This is a genomic window from Kitasatospora sp. NPDC001261 (genome assembly GCF_042896795.1).
Classification (GTDB): Bacteria; Actinomycetota; Actinomycetes; order Streptomycetales; family Streptomycetaceae; genus Kitasatospora.
On the sequence record NZ_JBIAXP010000013.1, the window covers coordinates 146,089 to 163,708 of the forward strand.

Genomic DNA, 17,620 nt, shown 5'->3' on the forward strand with positions numbered 1-17,620 from the left:
GGGGGGGGGCGGCGGGCGGGGGGGGGGGCCCGGGGGGGGGGGGGGGGGGGGGGGGGGGGGGGGGGCGGGGGGGCGGGGGGGCCCCCCCCCCCCCCGGCAGCATCACCCCGAGGGACGGCTCGGACGCTCCCGGGGCGGTCCGACCTCCGAGAGCCAACAAACAGTGCCGGAACAGCCGAAACCGCACTCTGACGACGACCTCCCTGTGAGCTCACCCGCCATGAGGGCTACTGCGCCCACTTCGACGAGGGCGGCGAGTCCCGCGCAGGCGTGGCGGGGGTTCTACGCGGAGGACGCGCTGCTCACCTTCGAAGGCCAGCAGGTCCAGGGACGACAGGCCATCGAGGCGAAGCTTCGGGACCTGAGCAACGTCGACAGCCAGCGGCTGTCCGACGGGGGCGTGCCCGCCGTTGTCGTCGGCAAGCTCGGATTCGACGACTCGGCCGTCGACTTCACCGAGACCTTCGTGCAGACGCTCACCGGCAACCACCCCTCCCTCAGCCACCACGTCTTCCGGCTGGCTTTCATGCCCGCCTGGCGGAGGTGGCTCTGGAGCCGAGCCGCACCTGGGCGCGGACGGCCGCTGCCGCCCGCTGCCCCCGGCCGTCACGCCGCGACTGCGGGCGGACCGCCCGCAGTTGGAGCCCGTGGGGGAGAAGACCCGCCTCCCGCGAATCGAACCGGTCCCCGGCCCCGCACAGGAGCGGGGGAGGGCCCGGCCGGAGGGGTCCTTGGAGTCGTGCACGGACATGAGGCCGGGGACGCCGTCGGCGACCGGCCTGCCGAGAGGGGTCCGTAAGGGCGCGCGCGGCCCGTAGCCATGGACGGCGGAGCGGGAAGTCGGCGGGGCCGACTTCTCACGCGAGGCGTTCGGGGGCGGTTGTGAGGTGCCGGCCGTCGTGGGAGCGGACGCGGGCGGGGCCGGGGTGCAGGGCATCGAGGACGCGGACGGCGTAGACCTCGGCCATGCGGTCGGTGACCTCGTCGGGAGTCAGCCAGGCGATGGCGGTGGACTCGGAGGAGAGCCGTTCGGCGCCGCCGGTGGGGTGGCAGCGGAAGACCAGAGCGACGACGCCACGGCTCATGTTCTTGTAGACGCCGGTGAGTTGGTCGACGCCGACCTCGATGCCGGTCTCCTCTCGGATCTCGCGGCACAGGCCGTCCTCGACGGTCTCGGCGAGTTCGAGGACGCCGCCCGGCGGCTCCCAGGTGCCGTTGTCGGCCCGCCGGATCGCCAGCACGCGCCCGTCCTCGTGGACGACCACTCCCGCGACGGACACGGAGTGGAGCGCTGCGGGAGAGGGATCGGCGGCGCCGTCACCGAAGCCGTTCCGGCCGCCGCTGTTCATGGTGGTGCCCTCCTGGTTGAGCGGTGGAGCAGGAAGTCGGCGGGGCCGACTTCCTATGCGCGGGCCGGGTCGGTGGGGATGGCGCTGCCCCGGGACCAGAGTTCCTCGATGTGCTCGGCGAAGCGGTCGAACATGCCGTTCTCCTCGCTGCGCCGCAGGTGCATCAACGGGGAGTCGTGGCCGACGGTGCGGGCCAGGTGCGGGGTGACCAGGGCGTGTTCGTCGAAGCGGAAGACGGACAGGCCGATGTGGTTCGGGCCGTCCTCCGGGGAGCTGAAGCGCGCCTCGACGCCCGGGCTGCCGGAGAGCTTGGCCAGGTGCTCCAGCGTGACCCGGATCCGGGTGGACACGGTGAGGGCCACGTCCTCGACCTGCTCGCGCCGGCGCGTCGTCCCGGACTCGGGATCGCCGAGGAGGAAGCGGATGCGGCAGCCGCTCTCGGCCTTGCGCCGCAGGGTCTGGAGGAGGGCGGGCTGCTCCAGCCAGACGAAGTAGTTGGTGTACCCGGCGAGGAAGACCTCGGACCGCGCCTCGGCGATCAGCTGCGCCCAGACCGACTGAGGGCAGGCCGACCGGTGCGGATAGACGGCGAACACCTCCCGGTCGTGCCCGGTCTTGACGTTCGCCCGGACGCTGTTGGGCCAGATCACTCGTTCATCAACCCCTAAAGCCGCGCAGACATCGATACGGTTCCGCTGATGCGGCACCAGCGCCGCGTCGGAGAGCCGGCGTTCCACTGTCCCAGGCGTAAGAAGCCGTTGGTGGGTCTCCTGGAGGAGTGGGAGCCGGCCGCGCGCGAGCGCGTGGAGGGGCTTCGGGAGGCGGCGGACCGGGTACTCGCTGAGCTCGCCGAAGCGGAGACGGCCCGGACAGGCAGGTGAAGCCGGCCCGGAAGCCGGTGATTCCTCCGGGCCGGTGCCCGCGACGAACGCTCCCGCAGGAGTCTCCCTGCCGAGGGCCCGCGCGATCGGGCTCGATCGTCCCGGTGTGGCGTCCCGCGCTTTCCACGGACGCGCTCGCTCCCCACCGCCAGCGCGTCCTCGCCACGCTCACCGGGCAAGCATCCGGCGGGAAGCCGGTGATGTCCTGTCAGAAGATCAACTTCCGTACTCGGACTGGAGCCGGTTCCGGCTAGTGTGGAAGGAGTTCGATCGAGGATGAAGCGGCCGGCCGACCGGGGGTGGGCCGACGAGCCCGCCCCGGGACGGTTCACGCTCGCCGCCGGGCCGGCTGGCGGCTCATGGGCCTCGTCATCGGCCACGGCACCATCCGCTCATGCACGGCGGGGCAGCGAATCGTCTCGTCCTCGCGTGATCGCCAACGAAAGAGCAACCGATGCAACCGATTGTCCTGTTCGACCTGGACGGCCTTCTGATCGACTCCGAGCCGGTCTGGGACGCGGCAAAGCGTGACGTGTTCGGTCCGCTTGGCCTGCACCTCACAACGGAGATGCAGGCGGCGACGCGCGGGCTGCGGCAACGGGACATGGTGGCCTACTGGTTCGATCGGGCCACGATTCAAGCCGACCCCGACGACGTCGAGCAGCAGATCGTGGCCGCCGTGTGCCGCAGGTTGGAGGGAGTGGCGCTGAAACCCGGCGCCGAACACGCCGTCGCGGCGTGCGCGCGCGCATCGAGGGCGATGGCCGTCGTGTCGTCTTCGCCGGAGTCGGTGATTCGGCATGCGCTCGCGAGCACCGGCCTTGACCGATCCTTCGATGCCGTGTTCTCGGCCGAAGACGACGAACACGGCAAGCCCCACCCGGGCGCCTATCTCCGCGCAGCCGCCGCCCTCGGCGCGTCACCCGACGAATGCGTCGTGATCGAGGACTCGCTCAACGGCGTCCTCGCCGGCGTGTCAGCCCAGATGGCGGTCGTCGCCGTTCCCGAGGCCGCTGATCGCAGTGATCCTCGCTTCGCGATTGCCACGCTGGTACTGGAGTCCCTCAAGGATCTCGACACCTCCGTATTCGGCGCGTACGTGTCCGGGGGGAGCCGGGACGCCACGTGGGCATCGCGTGCTGTGGATCCTCAACCGTTCCGCGAACCGGATCGTGCTGTATGACGCCCTCGACCGTGGGTTCGGGCCTTCACGGGTGAAGGCCCGACCCCACCCCGGGACGGTTCACGCTCGCCGCCGCTTCACCCGGTTGTGGGCGCCTCCTTGGAGGTGATCGGGGTGGCGGCCGCCGGCCTGGCAGGATGACGGCATGGAACGAGTGCTCGGCATCGGTGGATACTTCCTGCGGGCCGCCGACCCGGCGGCGCTGGGCGCCTGGTACCGCGACTGCCTGGGGCTGGACGCCGACGAGCACGGCCTGTGGCAGCAGGAAGCCGGGCCGACGGTGTTCGCGACCTTCGAGTCCGGGACCGACTACTTCGGGCCCCGCGGCCAGCAGACCATGCTCAACTTCCGCGTCCGCGACCTGGAGGCGATGCTCGCCCAGCTGCGCGCCAAGGGGGCCGACGTGGCCGGGGAGACGCAGGAGATGGACGGGGTCGGCCGGTTCGGCTGGGTCACCGACCCCGAGGGCAACCGCATCGAGCTCTGGCAGCCCGCCTGACCGCGCCGCCCGCGGACACGCCTCCGGCCCGGCGCGGGATCCCGCGCCGGGCCAGAGGCGTGCCTGCCGCCCCTGCGGCTACTTCGGGGTGTACCAGCTGAACTCGAGGATGGTGTCGTTGTAGTCGGCGTCGTCGCCGTTCTCGGCGACGAGCACCATCAGGTTGTAGGCGCCGATCTCGTACGGGCCACCGGAGTTGAGCCTGCTCGGCTTGAAGACGCCGTCGCCCTCGCTGAACTCGAAGACGGCGGTGAGGCCGGCCTGCCCGGTGATGGTCTCCTGGCCGATGACGGCGTTGTGCTCGCCGGTCCCGCTGAACGCCAGGTCGACGACGCCATCCTTGCTGGTGAGCCGCACCTTCTGGACGTTGGACGAGTTGGTCTTGGCCTTGACGGCGACCTTGGCGCCGGCGGGCAGGCTGATCTCGGCGGTGTTGCCCTTGACGAGGACATAGGCGTCGGACATGGGATTCCTTCGGTCCGTGGGGAGTTCTCGTGGTGATCACCGCTCACGCTAGCCGCGCCGCGATCGATTCCAAGGAACTCCGTTCCGGAATGACACTTTCGAGGGAACGATCTTGACATCGGGCGCCAAGTGCCAACCCCCGGAAGGGAGGTGGGGTTCTCTGGGGGTTCCTCTCGGGGGCAACCCGGATGTCGGCCCGGGCCGCCAGGCCGGACACTCGGTCCATGCGCATCACACGGGCCGGTTGGGCCGTCATGACGGTGCTCGCCACTCTCATCGCCGTGGTCTCCGCCAAGTACTTCAGCTTCGACCCCGCGGGGTTCTTCGAGCAGCAGCGCGCCACCTACCTGAGCCACGAAGTCCCGCTCTACATCCACATCTTCGGCGCGATCACCGCACTCGCGGTCGGGCCCTGGCAGTTCTCCGCCCGTCTGCGCGAGCGCCGGCCGCGCCTGCACCGCCGGATCGGCGTCGTCTACCTGCTCGGCTGCCTGGTCGGCGGGGTGGGCGCGCTGCTGCTGGCGCCCGTCGCGTACGGGGGAGCGGTCGCGAGGCTCGGCTTCGTCGGCCTGGCCGTGGCCTGGCTGGTGACCGGCAACGCCGGGCTGCGGGCGATCCTCGACGGCCGGGTGGCCGACCACCGCAGCTGGATGATCCGCAGCTTCGCGCTCACCTTCGCCGCCGTCACGCTGCGCCTGATGCTGGTCGCCGCGACGGCCGCGCACCTGGACTTCCGCACCTCCTACACCGCCATCGCCTGGCTGTGCTGGGTGCCCAACCTGCTGCTGGCCTGCTGGTTCACCCGGCCCCGCCGCGCTGTCGCGGAGGTGGTGACAGGTCAGTAGGGGTGCTTGTCGGGCCTGGCCCTCCACGCGTCGTACGCGGGCTTGCCGAGTTTGCGGAAGCTCTGCTCCATGTGGATGCTCCGCTTCTCGATGGGCTTCTCGAAGTCCTTGTACTGGTACTCGTCGCTGAACCCGATCTCCGCGGTTTCGTCCAGGTTCCGGCTGAAGTAGACGGCGTCGCACCGGGACCAGTAGATGGCGCTCATGCACATCGGGCACGGCTGGCCGCTGGTGTAGATCTCGCAGCCCTTGAGCATCCGGGCGCGGAACGGCTCCTTGTCCGACGGCTCGCTCGGGATGAGTTCCAGCGTGCTCTCGTTCTGACGGTTCACCGCGATCGACGGCGCCTCCGGGTTGAGCACCTGGATCGCCTTGCGGATGGCCTCGACCTCGCCATGTGCCGTCGGGTCGCCGGTCAGCAGGACCCGGTTCTGGCCGCGGGCGATGATCTCGCCGTCACGGGTGACCACCGCGCCGAACGGCCCGCCCCAGCCGTTCACCACCGACTCCGTCGCGAGGCGCACGGCCTCCCTCATGAACCTCTTCTTCGGCTTGTTCGCCATGATGCCCCTTTGTCGCGCGGGTCAGGCCTCTCCCGGCGGATGGGTGGCAGGAAGAGGCAAATTGGCATATTCATCTCCTTTTCAGAAGATAGCCACCATCCCGGGCCGGGCAACCGGACTACCGGCACGGGGCCTGCCCGGGTTCGGTGTCCCGCGGCCGGCGGTGCTCCTCCGCTCGGGTGGCAGGCCGCCCGGTTCGTGGGAGCCACGGATGCGCCACGGCCCGTGTGGAGCGCCCGAGTTGGGCCGACGGCGTAAGGAGCGGTGCTCGGGCGCGGGTGCGGACGTGAGTGGTGGGGCGGCCGTTCGCGGTGTCGGCGATGCGCAGGGTGGTGCCGGAGCGGCTGACGTCCAGCCTGTCCCCGTTCGAGGCGGCGGCGGAGCACGCGGCGACCAGGGCGGACCCGGCGCCGAGCGCGAGGCGGCGCGGGGCGTCGCGCCGGCCGATGACGCGGGCCGCGGCGATGAAGTGCCGGAACGTGCCGAGGTGGCGGTTGCCCGTGTTTCCCCCGTGGACGGCTTCCTTGATCGAACCGGGGGATGCCGGCCCCGGCTAGCCCGGTCGGGCAGCGGTGTTCCCCCGCCCGGGTAGCCGGTACGGCGGGCCTCCGCGCCGGAGCCGGGGGTTCGGGTACGGATCGGCCTCGACGCGGGGAACGGCCCCGCGTCGACGCACCCCGAGCCGCAACCCTCAGGAGCCCCCGTGGCCCGTATGAAGCCCCTCGTCCTGACCGCCCTCGCCGTCGCCGTCACCGGTGTCCTGGCCACGGGCACCGTGGCCGCCGTCGCCGACGGCAAGCCCAGCCACAAGCCCGTCGGAGAGCCCGTCGGCGAGCCGGCGGGCAAGCCCGTGGGCAAGCCCAACGTCAAGCCGACCGTCGTCGTCCCGCACGGCCCGGCCGCCGTCAGCCCCGCACTGATGGCCGCGCACGACCAGGTCGTCGGCGACTGGATCGACGTGGCCCCCGGGGACAACGGGGTCGCCATCGTCAGCTGTCCGTCCGGGGAGGTGCCCACCGGCGGCGGCGGCCAGACCAGCGCCTTCCGGATCTTCGTCACCGACTCCTACGCGACCGACAACTCCTGGGTCGTGCGCGGCACCAACACCGGCACCGGGACCGAGTCCATCCGCGCGACCGCCGTCTGCACCGCGCTCTGACCTTCCGGCCGGCCCTCCGGCCGCACCCGTACGACGAACGGCCCGGGCCCGGGCGGTGGTTGCCGGGGCCCGGGCCGTTGCGTCGCCCGGCTACTTCGGCGCCGGCAGCAGCCCCAGGCCCGAGACCGGCCCGAGGTGGGCGAGCTTGTCGGGGTTGGACACGGCGTGGACGGACCGCACCGCGCCGTCGGCGTCGATGTCCAGCTCGATGACGCCGGCCACGCGCTGCTCCGCGTCGTACACCACCGCGCCCGGGCGGCCGTTGACCCGGGCCGGGACGAGGCGCGCGCCCAGGCGGCGGACCCGGCGCAGGCCGCCGACGAGCAGCTGGGCGACGCGGCGCGGGTCGGTGAGGGAGTGGGCGAGTGCGCGGGCCTTGCCGCCGCCGTCGCCCTGGAACACCACGTCGGGGGCGAGCATGCCGAGCAGGGCGTCCAGGTCGCCGCCCTCGGCGACCTCGAAGAAGCGGCGGGCCAGCTCCTCGCCCTCCGCACGGCGGGCCGGGGCCGGGGCGACGGCCTCGTCCTCGCGCGCCGCGGGCGCCAGGCGCTTCCTGGCGCGGGCGAGGATCTGACGGCAGTTCGCCTCGCTCTTCCCCACCATCTCCGCGACCTCCGGGTAGCCGTACCCGAAGGCCTCGCGCAGCGTGAACACCGCGCGCTCGACCGGCGAGAGGGCCTCCATCAGCACCAGGAACGCCATCGACAGGGTGTCCGCCAGCTCGGCGTGCTCGGCCGGGCCGGGCCGCTCGGCGGTGGTGACGACGGGCTCGGGCAGCCACTCGCCGACGTAGGCCTCGCGGCGCACCCGGGCGGAGGTGAGGTGGTTGATGCCCAGGCGGGTGACGGCCGTGGTCAGGTACGCCCTGGGGTCGGCGATCGCGGTGCCGGCCCGGTCGGCGCGGGTGAAGCCGAGGAAGGCGTCCTGGACGAGGTCCTCGGCGTCGCCGACCGAACCCGTCATCCCGTACGCGATGGAGAACAGCAGCGGACGGTACCCGGCCACGCCCGCCACATCCGCCGTACCCGTCATGTGGACCCCCTGTCCCGACCGTGGCCAGCAGGCTATCCGAGGCCCGCCGGAGCCCACCGGCGGGTGGTGTGGCGCAGGTCACGGAGCCCGGGCGGCAGGGGGATGTCACAGAACGGCGGGCCGTCCTGTCTCAAGGGGCAGCAAACGGAACAGCGACCGAGGAGCACGCCATGGAACCCCGCCTCAACCCCTTCGCCAGCCCCGTCATCGGCAAGGTCCTCAAGCACCTCATCGCGGCCAATAAGCCCATCGCCGAGTCGGCCCTGCCGTACACCGTCCAGGAGTTGGTGCGGCTGCGCGCCAGCCAGATCAACGGCTGCGGCGCCTGCATCGACATGCACTTCAAGGAGGCCGTGCACGCCGGCGAGGACCCGGTGCGCCTCAACCTGGTCGCCGCCTGGCGCGAGGCCACCGTCTTCACCGAGGCCGAGCGCGCCGCGCTGGAACTCGCCGAGCAGGGCACCCGGCTCGCCGACGCGGCCGGCGGGGTGAGCGACGAGGCGTGGGCGAACGCCGCCAAGCACTACGACGAGGAGCAGCTCGCGGCGCTGGTCTGCGCGATCGCGCTGATCAACGCCTTCAACCGGGCCAACGTGATGATCCGCCAGCCCGGTGGCGGCTACGAGGTCGGCATGTACCACCACTGACCGGCGCGGCTCCGGGCCCGGCCCTTCCCCAACCGGCCCGCCGGGTACGGCCGGTGGGGAGGCCGGGGCCCGGGCGGTGCGCCGCCCGCCCGGGGCGGCGCACCCGTCGCGTTCCACCCGATGGACCGTCAGTACGGACTGTTACGATCTTGGTCCGGGTGAACCGCCCGTTCCGGGAACCGAGGGAGACGTCCATGTCCGAGGAATCGACGCGCCGGATCGTCGTGCTGCGCCACTCCAAGGCCGAGCACCCCGACGTGGACGACCACGAGCGCCCGCTCGCCGAGCGGGGCCGCGAGGACGCGCCGGCGGCCGGACGCTGGATCGCCGGCGCCGGCATCACCCCCGACCTCGCGCTGGTCTCCACCGCCGTGCGGACCCGTGAGACCTGGAGGCTCGCGACCGCCGAGCTCCCGGTGGTGCCGAAGACCGTCGCCGAGGAGCGCGTGTACGAGGCGAGCCTCGGGGAGCTGATCGCGCTCCTCAGCGAGCAGTCCGACGAGGTGCGGGACCTGGTCCTGGTCGGCCACAACCCCGGCGTCCACGCGCTGGCCGACGCCCTGGCGGGCGAGGCCGAGGGGGACCTGCTGGCGCGGATGAACCGCTCCGGCTTCCCGACCTCGGCCATCGCGGTCCTGGAGTTCCAGGGCAGTTGGAAGGGCGTCGAGCACGGCGTCGGCCGGCTCACCGCCTTCTGGACGCCGCACGCCTGAGACCCGTACCGCCTGACACCCGCGCCGCAGGGCACCCAAACCGCCCGAACACGGCTGTGCCGCCCGGCAGTTCGCCGGGCGGCAGCATCGGGCCGGGGTCAGCGGCGCGGCCCGGCGACGTGGTCGCTCAGCCGGATGACGGTGATCTCCACCTGGCCGTGCCCGTCCTCCCACCCCGCGACCGGTTCGCAGCCCTCGTCGTCCAGGCCGAAGGCCGTGGTGTCGGCGGACACGGGCATCAGGCCCGTCTCCCCGTCGGTGCAGAAGTAGCCGAGGTGGGTGCGCAGTTCGGGGTTCCCGATCACGGAAAGCTCCTCCTCCCACTCCTCCTCGGGCTCCGCCGTGAAGGGCATCAGCTCCCCGGGGGTGCGGCCGGTGGCGAAGGCCGTGCACAGGGCGTCCAGGAGGGTGCCGTCGGAGACGAGCAGGGGAGCGTAGACCTCCCAAGTACCGGCCAGGGCCGGGTCGGTGAGGTCGACGCCATACCGTTCCAGCAGCGGGGCGAGGTCGGCGCCCCGCAGCAGTCCGGGGCTGAAGCAGGCGGCCTCGACGGCGGCGGCGAAGCCCTCGGGGAGATGCGCCCCGGCGTCGGACGGCCGGAACTCGAATACCGAGCGGCTCGGGTCGAAGACCGGCGTCCCCTCGGCCTCGTCGAACAGGTGGAGCCGGGAGACGAACGGCTCCTCGCCGCGCAGCGCCGCCGGGCGCACCCAGGCGTGCTCGCGCCGGAAGCCGGTCTCGTACAGCAGGTTGCCGGTGACGCAGGCGGCGTAGACCGCGTCGGGGTCGTACTCCGCGAGGGGGCGGCCGAGCAAGGCGGCGAAGGCGTCGGCGAGTTGGCGGTCCCAGTCGGCATCCGCGGGCGCGGTGGGGTGGTAGGTCATGGCGGCACGGTAGCGGCGCCCGCCGACAGCGGCCGGGCCCGGGTCCGGTGCGCGGGCCACGGCCGCGCCTACAGCAGCAGCGCCGCCACCGCCGCCGGTGTCCAGTGCCCGGCCGCGCCCGGGCGGGTGGCGAGGTAGCCGGCCGTGCGCCAGGGGCCCCAGCCGTGGGACTCGGCCAGGCCCGCCGCCAGGGTGCGCAGGTAGGGCGGGGTGGGGGCGTTGAGCTCGGCGCCGGCCACGCCCCGGGCGGCGGTGAAGGTCAGCAGCGGGTGGCCGTCCGACTCGCCGACGTGCAGCAGGGTTTCGTAGCGGCCCGGGCCCAGTTCGGCGCGCCCGGCGGCGAGCACCGGGGCGAGGTCGAGGTCGGTGCCGGGGGAGCGGCGCATCTCCTGGGCGGCGACGTCACTGAACTGACCGACCGTCACCAGGTAGGCCCGGCAGGGGACTTCGCCGGGAAGGGCCGGGTCGTAGAAGGCCGAGCCGCCGCCCCAGGTGAGCGAGTGGTCGGCGAAGTAGAGCACGCCCGGCAGTACGGTGGCCACCGCCCGGCGCGGCGGGCGCGGGTCGCGGCTGCCGGGGTGGGTCTGCGCCCCGCCGTCGGGGCGGCCGCCGCGCAGGTAGCGGGCGAGGCGGGCGGCGTGCAGGTTCGAGCCGTACGCCACGTACCAGACGAGCACCTCCCCGCCGCTCTCCCCGCTGCTCTCCGTACCGCTCTCCCTGTCGCCCTGCCCGTCACGGTCCCGCCCAGCCGAATCCCAGTCGGGCGCGCCGCTGCCCAGCCCGCTCACAGGAAGGAGCCGCGGTGTGGGCTGCGAAAGACTCCCACAGGAATATGTGAAAACCGTGAACACGCCAGTGATCCGACCAGAACCCCCCGATTCGGCAGCGGCCCCTTCACTACTGGTAGCGAATCGGTCGCCATGGTGTTCATCACTCTTCTCGCTCCCGTCGCACCGCTCCGGTATTCGGCGATTACTCTTCACCAGCGAAAACGATCGGAAACCAGCGAAATAGCATTCGATTCATACCGTTGCTGCCCTCGCGTGGCATCGATGATGAGAATTTTCTTTGATCGATTCCTCACTGCATCCAGCCGACTCCCAGCGGAGTCATGGTGAGTGGGCGCACCCAGCAGGTGACAAAGGCGTCACCCCGCGTGATACCCGTACGCGCCCCCAGGACCCCGGAGCCAAGGAACCCATCCATGGACGCACGCCACGAAACGGCCGGCCCCGGCACGCTGCACCGCCCGAACCCGGGCCCCGTGGCGGGTTGGCCGGCGGCCCAGCCCGCCCACCCCCGCAGCCTGCTCGACATCATCGCCGCCACCGCGCAGGCGCACCCCGGCGCGCCCGCTCTCGACACCGGCGACACCGTCCTCGACTACCGCGCCCTGCTGCACGAGGTCGAGACCCTCGCCGGGCAGCTGGCCGGCCACGGCATCGGCCGCGGCGACCGCGTCGGGGTCCGCATCCCCTCCGGCACCGCCGACCTCTACATCGCGATCCTCGCCGTCATGCGCTGCGGCGCCGCCTACGTGCCCGTCGACGCCGACGACCCCGACGAGCGCGCCGAGATGATCTGGCAGGACGCCGCCGTCTGCGCCGTCCTCGGCCCCGGCCGCGCCCTGCACGCCCCCACCGACGCCCGCCCCTCGGGCCGTCCGGCCTGGCCCGCCCCGGCCGACGACGCGTGGATCATCTTCACCTCCGGCACCACCGGCCGCCCCAAGGGCGTCGCCGTCACCCACCGCAGCGCCGCCGCCTTCGTCGACGCCGAGGCCCGCCTCTTCCTCCCGCAGCAGCCGCTCGCCCCCGGCGACCGCGTCCTGGCCGGCCTGTCCGTCGCCTTCGACGCCTCCTGCGAGGAGATGTGGCTCGCCTGGCGCCACGGCGCCTGCCTGGTGCCCGCCCCCCGCTCCCTCGTCAAGGCCGGCACCGACCTCGGCCCCTGGCTCGTCAGCCGGCGCATCACCGCCGTCTCCACCGTCCCCACCCTGCTCGCCCTGTGGCCGCAGGAGTGCCTGGACGCCGTCCGCCTGATCATCGTCGGCGGCGAGGCCTGCCCCGCCGAACTCGTCGACCGCCTCGCCACCGGCGGCCGCGAGTTCTGGAACACCTACGGCCCCACCGAGACCACCGTCGTCGCCACCGCCGCCCGCATGCTCCCCGGCCAGCCGGTGCGCATCGGCGCCCCCCTCGACGGCTGGGAGATCGCCGTCGTCGACCAGGCCGGCCACCCCGTCCCCTGGTACGAGACCGGCGAACTGCTCATCACCGGCGTCGGCACCGCCCGCTACCTCGACCCCGCCAAGGACGCCGAGAAGTTCAGCGCCCACCCCGCCCTCGCCTCGCCCCGCGTCTACCGCAGCGGCGACCTCGTGCGCAACGAACCCGAAGGCCTGATCTTCCTCGGCCGCGCCGACGACCAGGTCAAGCTCGGCGGCCGCCGCATCGAGCTCGGCGAGATCGACGCCGCCCTCCAGGCCCTGCCCGACGTGCGCGCCGCCGCCGCTGCCGTCCGCAGGACCCCCGCCGGCGCCGACCTGCTCGTCGGCTACCTCGTCGCCCGGCCCGGCACCACCCCCGACCTCGCCACCGCCCGCCGCCGGCTGCTGGAGCGCCTGCCCGCCCCGCTGGTGCCCGTCCTCGCCCTCGTCGAGTCCCTGCCCACCCGCACCTCCGGCAAGGTCGACCGCAACGCCCTGCCCTGGCCGCTCGCCACCACCGGCACCGCCCCCGCCGCCCGGGCCCTGGACGGCACCGCCGGCCGGCTCGCCGCCCACTGGGAGCGCCTGCTCGGCACCGCCCCCGGCCCCGACGACGACTTCTTCGCCCTCGGCGGCTCCAGCCTCACCGCCGCCCGCCTCGTCTCCGAACTGCGCACCCGGCACAACGGCGTCTCCGTCGCCGACCTGTACGCCCACCCCGTCCTCGCCGACCTCGCCGGCTACCTCGACACCCTCGCCCCGGCCGCCGCCCCCGAGGAGACCGTCCTCGACGACGCCGCCTCCTCCGCCGTCCGCGGCCGCACCGTGCGCCGCACCCCCCGCAGCGCCGGCCTGTGGCAGACCCTCCTGCTCCTCGGCATGTTCTCCCTCGCCGGACTGCGCTGGATCCTCCTCCTGATGGCCCTCGACAACCTCACCGGCAGCCACCTCGCCTGGGCCCCCCACAGCTCCTGGTGGCCCGTCGGCGCCGGCCTGCTCCTCCTCTACAGCGCCCCCGGCCGCACCCTGCTCGCCGCCGCCGGCGCCCGCCTGCTCACCGCCCGCATCCGCCCCGGCAGCCACCCCCGCGGCGGCCACGTCCACCTGCGGCTGTGGGCCGCCGAACGCTACACCGCCATGTTCGGCACCGCCGCCCTCGCCGGCACCCCCTGGGCCCCCCGCTACGCCCGCGCCCTGGGCTGCCGCGTCGGCCCCGGCGTCCAGCTCCACACCCTGCCCCCCGTCACCGGCCTCGCCCGCATCGGCGCCCACGCCTCCGTCGAACCCGAAGCCGACCTCGCCGGCTGGTGGCTCGACGGCGACACCCTCCACCTCGGCCGCATCGACATCGGCGACGGCGCCCGCATCGGCCACCGCGCCACCCTCATGCCCGGCGCCCGCATCGGCGCCGGCGCCGAGATCGCCCCCGGCTCCTGCGTCACCGCCACCACCGCCGTCCCGCCCGGCGCCCACTGGACCGGCTCCCCGGCCCGCCCCGACACCACCGCCCCCGCCGACTGGCCCACCGCCCCCGCCCCCGCCCCGCGCGGCTGGAACCTCGCCTACGGCGCCGCCTTCGCCCTCTTCGGCCTCGTCCCGATCCTCGCCGCGCTGCCCGCCCTGGCCATCGTCTACCCGATGATCGACAGCGACGCCACCCTGCTCGGCGCCCTCGTCCAGCTCCTGCCCGCCACCATCCCGCTGGCCGCCCTCACCGTCGTCTGCTACGCCACCCTCATAGCGCTCCTCGTGCGCCTGCTGTCCCTCCCGCTGCGCCCCGGCCACCACCCCGCCACCGGCCGCGTCGCCTTCTGCGCCTGGGCCGTCAGCCGCCTCAGCGACACCGCCCGGCGCACCCTCTTCCCCTTCTACGCCAGCCTCTTCACCCCGGTGTGGCTGCGCCTGCTCGGCGCCCGCGTCGGACGGCGCGTCGAAGCCTCCACCGTGCTCGCCCTGCCCGGCCTGATGCGCGTCGACGACGGCGCCTTCCTCGCCGACGACACCCTCGTCGCCCCGTACGAGCTGCGCGGCGGCTGGCTCCGCCTCGGCCCCGCCCACGTCGGACGCCGCTCCTTCGTCGGCAACTCCGGCATCGTCGGCCCCGGCCGCCACCTGCCCGACAACTCCCTCGTCGGCGTCCTGTCCGACACCCCCGCCCACGCCCCCGAAGGCTCCTCCTGGCTCGGCCGCCCCGCCTTCGCGCTGCCCCGCGTCGCCGACACCGGCGCCGACGCCCGCACCTACAACCCGCCCCGGCGCCTGATGTGGGCGCGCGCCGGCGTCGAACTCTGCCGGCTGCTGCCGATCGTCCTCGCCGCCCTGCTCGGCGACCTCGTCCTCGCCACCCTGCAGGAACTGCGCGACGACTACGGCCTGGCCGTCGCCCTCGGCACCGCCGGACTCGTGCTCACCGCCGCCGCCGTCGTCGCCTGCGCCGTCACCACCGCCGCCAAGTGGCTGCTCGTCGGACGCTTCCGCGTCGCCGAACACCCCCTGTGGTCCTCCTTCGTGTGGCGCAACGAGCTCTACGACACCTTCGTCGAGGAACTCGCCATGCCCTTCGGCGGCCACACCATCACCGGCACCCCCTACCTGAACGTGTGGCTGCGCAGCCTCGGCGCCCGCATCGGCCGCGGCGTGTGGTGCGAGACCCACTGGCTGCCCGAGACCGACCTGGTCACCGTCGAGGCCGGCGCCAGCGTCAACCGCGGCACCGTCCTGCAGACCCACCTCTTCCACGACCGCGTCATGCGGCTGGGCCCCGTCCACCTCGCCGCCGGCTCCACCACCGGCCCGCACTCCATCGTGCTGCTCAACGCCTCCCTCGGGGCCGGCAGCACCGTCGGCCCGGCCTCCCTGGTCATGCGCGGCGAGAACGTCCCCGGCGGCGGCCGCTGGCTCGGCAACCCCGTCGCGGCCTGGGACGCCGACCCCACCCCGCCCGCCGGCCGGCGCCGCCACCGGGCCACCGCCGGAGTGTGACGCGAATCACTCCGGTGGGGCGATGAGTTCGCGGTGCGGTCACGGTCTACCTCCGTGACCGCACCGCTTCTTCTTTCCCGCCCTCCCGAGAGGAACCGCCCATGACCGCCGCCCCCGCCGCGAAGACCGCTGCGAAGACCGCCGTGAAGACCGCGGAGACCGCCGCGAAGGCCCCCGCCGTAAAGGGCCCCGCCTCCTATTTCCCCTCCATCGAGAAGAAGTACGGCCGCCCGGTCGAGGAGTGGAAGGACCTCATTCGCGCCTCCCCGCTCGCCAGGCACATGGAGCTCGTCGCCTGGCTCAAGACCGAGCACAACATCGGCCACGGCCACGCGAACGCCCTCGTCGCCCACGCCCTTGCCGAAAAGTCCTCCTGAGAGGGCCACTTGATGCGATCATCGACGGCATGAAGGTACTCGTGATCGGAGCCTCCGGCACACTCGGCAGCGCTGTCGCCACCGCCCTGGAGAAGGAGCACCAGGTCGTACGGGCCTCGCGCAGCGGCCCGGTGACGGTCGACCTGGAGGACTCCGACTCCCTGGACGCGCTCTTCGCCGGCCTGCCCGACCTCGACGCGGTCGTCTGCTGCGCCGTGTCGGGCCCGATGGTCGACTTCGCCACGGCGACCGACGAGGAGTTCCTCGCCGGGCTGCAGGGCAAGCTGCTGGGCCAGATCGCCCTGGCCCGGCGCGCCCAGCACCACCTGCGCGACGGCGGCTCCATCACCCTCACCGGCGGCACGTTCACCACCCCGATGGTCGGTGGATCGCTGGGCGCCGTCATCAACACCGGGCTGGAGGGCTTCGTCCGCAACGCCGCCGCCGAACTGCCCCGCGACCTGCGGATCAACCTCGTCAGCCCCGGCTGGATCGCCGAGACGCTGCAGCTCCTCGGCCGGGACCCGGCCCCGGGCATCCTCGCCGTCGACGCCGCCCGCTCCTACGTCACCGCCGTGGAAGGCCGGACGAACGGGGAGACCCTGCTCCCCTGAACCGCCGAGCCCGCGCACAGGAAGTCGGCCCGGCCGACTTCCCGCGCACGGCGCCCCGGAGCGGCGGGTGATACGGAGCGGCGGGGGTCACGGGCGCCGGGCCACGAAGACGAACTCCCGCCCGGGCCGGTCGGGAGCGTCGCGGACCTCCTCCAGCACGTAGCCGTGGGCGGCCAAGTCCCGCTCCACCTCCGCCCGTTCCCGGAAGCGCAGCGTCGAATCCGACGTCAGCACCTGCCCGTCCACCGCGAACACGTACGTCCACCGGAACGTCACCAGCGGCCCGCGCACCCCGACCAGGTCGACCCAGCTCTCGACGGCACCCGCGCCCGGGACCTCCGTCACCCGGTGGGAGCGCTCGCGCGTCCACTCCTCCCAGGCGCGGGCGCCCGGATCGCGGGTCTCGAAGACCAGCCGCCCGCCCGGCCGCAGCGCCGCGAAGGCCCCCCGCAGCGTCCCCCGCCAGGCCCGCGGACCGGCGATCGCCTGGGCGACGTTCGCCGTCATCGTCGCCAGATCAACCCGCAGCGGCGGCAGGTCCGTCGCGTCGCCGTGGATCCACCGCACCCGCCCGCCGCCCGGTTTGGCGCGCGCGACCTCCACGGAGGCCAGGGCGGGATCGACGCCGACCACCTCGAACCCGCGGCCGGCCAGCAGGAGCGCGAACACCCCCGTGCCGCAGCCGATGTCCAGCACCCGGCGCGCCCCGAACTCCCGTGCCATCGCCAGGTAGGCGTCGAGGTCGCCGCGGTCGGGGTCGAGCGGGTCGTAGAGCGCGGCGAGCCGCGGGTGCCCGAAGCATGCGTCAGCCATGGGACGACCGTAGGCGAGGCCCCGTCCGGCCGCGGACAGGTCTACACCATTTCGTCCGGAGCTGGCCGAATCCGGCCTCCCGCCCGCCGCCCCCGCCACCCGCTCGCCCGGGTGCTCAGCAGTCCCGCGAGTGCCTGCGGCCACTCCCGCCCGGGCCGTCGGGTTCCGGCCGAAGGCCCCGGCGCCGCTTGTCCGTCGGCGAACCGACGAGGAAGAGTAGGAGCACCGCCGGCCGGCGATCGTGTCCAACTCCCCGCACAAGAGAGGACATTGCCATGACCGACGACGTGTACGAGCCCCCGGTGATGATCGAACTCGGCGACTTCGCGGACCTCACCCGGGGCTTCGACATCGGCAACCAGTCCGACGTCCACGGCTACTACCTCGCCCCCTGAGGACCGAACC

The 17,620-nt window shown here is 73.5% G+C and carries 19 protein-coding genes; 11 read left to right on the top strand and 8 right to left on the bottom strand.

Features of this window, described 5'->3' with window-relative positions:
• Positions 1-220: 220 nt before the first annotated feature.
• The gene (locus ACFY4B_RS19080) at positions 221-799 is read left to right on the top strand and encodes a ketosteroid isomerase family protein (RefSeq protein WP_387969084.1); all 579 of its coding nucleotides are present in this window, start codon (positions 221-223) and stop codon (positions 797-799) included.
• A 58-nt stretch (positions 800-857) separates the two neighbouring features.
• Here ACFY4B_RS19080 and ACFY4B_RS19085 read toward each other — a convergent pair whose 3' ends face one another.
• A complete protein-coding gene (locus ACFY4B_RS19085) occupies positions 858-1,349 on the bottom strand; it encodes an NUDIX hydrolase (protein ID WP_387969087.1) in 492 nt (163 codons plus the stop codon).
• Positions 1,350-1,402: 53 nt separating this feature from the next.
• Complete coding sequence (locus ACFY4B_RS19090; protein ID WP_387969090.1) at positions 1,403-1,999, bottom strand: DUF5919 domain-containing protein; 597 nt, start codon at positions 1,997-1,999, stop codon at positions 1,403-1,405.
• A gap of 685 nt (positions 2,000-2,684) precedes the next feature.
• On the opposite strand from ACFY4B_RS19090, the gene ACFY4B_RS19095 reads away from it, so the two are divergent.
• Both ACFY4B_RS19095 and ACFY4B_RS19100 read left to right on the top strand, forming a co-directional pair.
• Positions 2,685-3,413, top strand: coding sequence for an HAD family hydrolase (locus ACFY4B_RS19095; protein WP_387969092.1), 729 nt, complete (start codon positions 2,685-2,687; stop codon positions 3,411-3,413).
• Positions 3,414-3,558: 145 nt separating this feature from the next.
• Positions 3,559-3,912, top strand: coding sequence for a VOC family protein (locus ACFY4B_RS19100; protein ID WP_049650880.1), 354 nt, complete (start codon positions 3,559-3,561; stop codon positions 3,910-3,912).
• Positions 3,913-3,990: 78 nt separating this feature from the next.
• Here the strand turns inward: ACFY4B_RS19100 and ACFY4B_RS19105 are convergent, their stop codons facing one another.
• Positions 3,991-4,377 (bottom strand): fucose-binding lectin II, encoded by a 387-nt coding sequence (locus tag ACFY4B_RS19105; RefSeq protein ID WP_387969095.1) that lies wholly within the window; start codon positions 4,375-4,377, stop codon positions 3,991-3,993.
• A 224-nt stretch (positions 4,378-4,601) separates the two neighbouring features.
• On the opposite strand from ACFY4B_RS19105, the gene ACFY4B_RS19110 reads away from it, so the two are divergent.
• A complete protein-coding gene (locus ACFY4B_RS19110; protein ID WP_387969098.1) occupies positions 4,602-5,222 on the top strand; it encodes a DUF2306 domain-containing protein in 621 nt (206 codons plus the stop codon).
• Here the strand turns inward: ACFY4B_RS19110 and ACFY4B_RS19115 are convergent.
• Complete coding sequence (locus tag ACFY4B_RS19115; protein WP_387969100.1) at positions 5,216-5,785, bottom strand: nucleoside deaminase; 570 nt, start codon at positions 5,783-5,785, stop codon at positions 5,216-5,218. The two genes, ACFY4B_RS19110 and ACFY4B_RS19115, sit on opposite strands and share 7 nt — an antisense overlap.
• Positions 5,786-6,488: 703 nt before the next feature.
• Here ACFY4B_RS19115 and ACFY4B_RS19120 point away from each other — a divergent pair.
• The gene (locus tag ACFY4B_RS19120; RefSeq protein WP_143204473.1) at positions 6,489-6,944 is read left to right on the top strand and encodes a hypothetical protein; all 456 of its coding nucleotides are present in this window, start codon (positions 6,489-6,491) and stop codon (positions 6,942-6,944) included.
• Between the two features lie 90 nt (positions 6,945-7,034).
• On the opposite strand, the gene sigJ is transcribed toward ACFY4B_RS19120, so the two are convergent.
• The gene (sigJ, locus tag ACFY4B_RS19125; RefSeq protein ID WP_387969103.1) at positions 7,035-7,976 is read right to left on the bottom strand and encodes an RNA polymerase sigma factor SigJ; all 942 of its coding nucleotides are present in this window, start codon (positions 7,974-7,976) and stop codon (positions 7,035-7,037) included.
• A 170-nt stretch (positions 7,977-8,146) separates the two neighbouring features.
• Here sigJ and ACFY4B_RS19130 point away from each other — a divergent pair, with 170 nt between their 5' ends.
• Both ACFY4B_RS19130 and ACFY4B_RS19135 read left to right on the top strand, forming a co-directional pair.
• Positions 8,147-8,623 carry a carboxymuconolactone decarboxylase family protein gene (locus tag ACFY4B_RS19130; RefSeq protein WP_117485235.1) on the top strand — a complete coding sequence of 159 codons (477 nt, stop codon included), beginning with the start codon at positions 8,147-8,149 and terminating at the stop codon, positions 8,621-8,623.
• Positions 8,624-8,817: 194 nt separating this feature from the next.
• A complete protein-coding gene (locus ACFY4B_RS19135) occupies positions 8,818-9,336 on the top strand; it encodes a SixA phosphatase family protein (RefSeq protein ID WP_387969106.1) in 519 nt (172 codons plus the stop codon).
• A 98-nt stretch (positions 9,337-9,434) separates the two neighbouring features.
• Here ACFY4B_RS19135 and ACFY4B_RS19140 read toward each other — a convergent pair whose 3' ends face one another.
• Complete coding sequence (locus ACFY4B_RS19140) at positions 9,435-10,220, bottom strand: hypothetical protein (protein WP_387969109.1); 786 nt, start codon at positions 10,218-10,220, stop codon at positions 9,435-9,437.
• A 68-nt stretch (positions 10,221-10,288) separates the two neighbouring features.
• Positions 10,289-11,008, bottom strand: a complete 720-nt coding sequence (locus ACFY4B_RS19145; RefSeq protein ID WP_387969111.1) for a histone deacetylase — start codon at positions 11,006-11,008, stop codon at positions 10,289-10,291.
• A gap of 416 nt (positions 11,009-11,424) precedes the next feature.
• On the opposite strand from ACFY4B_RS19145, the gene ACFY4B_RS19150 reads away from it, so the two are divergent.
• The 3 genes from ACFY4B_RS19150 to ACFY4B_RS19160 all read left to right on the top strand — a co-directional run bounded on the left by ACFY4B_RS19150 (position 11,425) and on the right by ACFY4B_RS19160 (position 16,402).
• Positions 11,425-15,411: a Pls/PosA family non-ribosomal peptide synthetase gene (locus ACFY4B_RS19150; RefSeq protein WP_387969113.1), complete on the top strand. Its 3,987-nt coding sequence runs from the start codon at positions 11,425-11,427 to the stop codon at positions 15,409-15,411.
• A gap of 143 nt (positions 15,412-15,554) precedes the next feature.
• Positions 15,555-15,788, top strand: coding sequence for a DUF4287 domain-containing protein (locus tag ACFY4B_RS19155; RefSeq protein ID WP_387821642.1), 234 nt, complete (start codon positions 15,555-15,557; stop codon positions 15,786-15,788).
• Positions 15,789-15,817: 29 nt separating this feature from the next.
• Complete coding sequence (locus tag ACFY4B_RS19160; RefSeq protein ID WP_049658590.1) at positions 15,818-16,402, top strand: short chain dehydrogenase; 585 nt, start codon at positions 15,818-15,820, stop codon at positions 16,400-16,402.
• Positions 16,403-16,489: 87 nt separating this feature from the next.
• Here the strand turns inward: ACFY4B_RS19160 and ACFY4B_RS19165 are convergent, their stop codons facing one another.
• On the bottom strand, positions 16,490-17,215 hold the full coding sequence (locus ACFY4B_RS19165; RefSeq protein ID WP_387969116.1) for a class I SAM-dependent methyltransferase: 726 nt from the start codon (positions 17,213-17,215) through the stop codon (positions 16,490-16,492).
• A 275-nt stretch (positions 17,216-17,490) separates the two neighbouring features.
• Between ACFY4B_RS19165 and ACFY4B_RS19170 the strand changes: the two genes are divergently transcribed.
• A complete protein-coding gene (locus ACFY4B_RS19170) occupies positions 17,491-17,610 on the top strand; it encodes a lasso RiPP family leader peptide-containing protein (RefSeq protein WP_107086612.1) in 120 nt (39 codons plus the stop codon).
• Positions 17,611-17,620: the final 10 nt, after the last annotated feature.

What these genes read in the sequence shown, in the direction of transcription:
- ACFY4B_RS19080 (WP_387969084.1), top strand. Translation starts at nt 221, where the DNA reads ATGAGGGCTACTGCGCCCACTTCGACGAGGGCGGCGAGTCCCGCGCAG.
- ACFY4B_RS19085 (WP_387969087.1), bottom strand. Translation starts at nt 1,349, where the DNA reads ATGAACAGCGGCGGCCGGAACGGCTTCGGTGACGGCGCCGCCGATCCC.
- ACFY4B_RS19095 (WP_387969092.1), top strand. Translation starts at nt 2,685, where the DNA reads ATGCAACCGATTGTCCTGTTCGACCTGGACGGCCTTCTGATCGACTCC.
- ACFY4B_RS19100 (WP_049650880.1), top strand. Translation starts at nt 3,559, where the DNA reads ATGGAACGAGTGCTCGGCATCGGTGGATACTTCCTGCGGGCCGCCGAC.
- ACFY4B_RS19105 (WP_387969095.1), bottom strand. Translation starts at nt 4,377, where the DNA reads ATGTCCGACGCCTATGTCCTCGTCAAGGGCAACACCGCCGAGATCAGC.
- ACFY4B_RS19110 (WP_387969098.1), top strand. Translation starts at nt 4,602, where the DNA reads ATGCGCATCACACGGGCCGGTTGGGCCGTCATGACGGTGCTCGCCACT.
- ACFY4B_RS19115 (WP_387969100.1), bottom strand. Translation starts at nt 5,785, where the DNA reads ATGGCGAACAAGCCGAAGAAGAGGTTCATGAGGGAGGCCGTGCGCCTC.
- sigJ (WP_387969103.1), bottom strand. Translation starts at nt 7,976, where the DNA reads ATGACGGGTACGGCGGATGTGGCGGGCGTGGCCGGGTACCGTCCGCTG.
- ACFY4B_RS19130 (WP_117485235.1), top strand. Translation starts at nt 8,147, where the DNA reads ATGGAACCCCGCCTCAACCCCTTCGCCAGCCCCGTCATCGGCAAGGTC.
- ACFY4B_RS19135 (WP_387969106.1), top strand. Translation starts at nt 8,818, where the DNA reads ATGTCCGAGGAATCGACGCGCCGGATCGTCGTGCTGCGCCACTCCAAG.
- ACFY4B_RS19140 (WP_387969109.1), bottom strand. Translation starts at nt 10,220, where the DNA reads ATGACCTACCACCCCACCGCGCCCGCGGATGCCGACTGGGACCGCCAA.
- ACFY4B_RS19150 (WP_387969113.1), top strand. Translation starts at nt 11,425, where the DNA reads ATGGACGCACGCCACGAAACGGCCGGCCCCGGCACGCTGCACCGCCCG.
- ACFY4B_RS19160 (WP_049658590.1), top strand. Translation starts at nt 15,818, where the DNA reads ATGAAGGTACTCGTGATCGGAGCCTCCGGCACACTCGGCAGCGCTGTC.
- ACFY4B_RS19165 (WP_387969116.1), bottom strand. Translation starts at nt 17,215, where the DNA reads ATGGCTGACGCATGCTTCGGGCACCCGCGGCTCGCCGCGCTCTACGAC.
- ACFY4B_RS19170 (WP_107086612.1), top strand. Translation starts at nt 17,491, where the DNA reads ATGACCGACGACGTGTACGAGCCCCCGGTGATGATCGAACTCGGCGAC.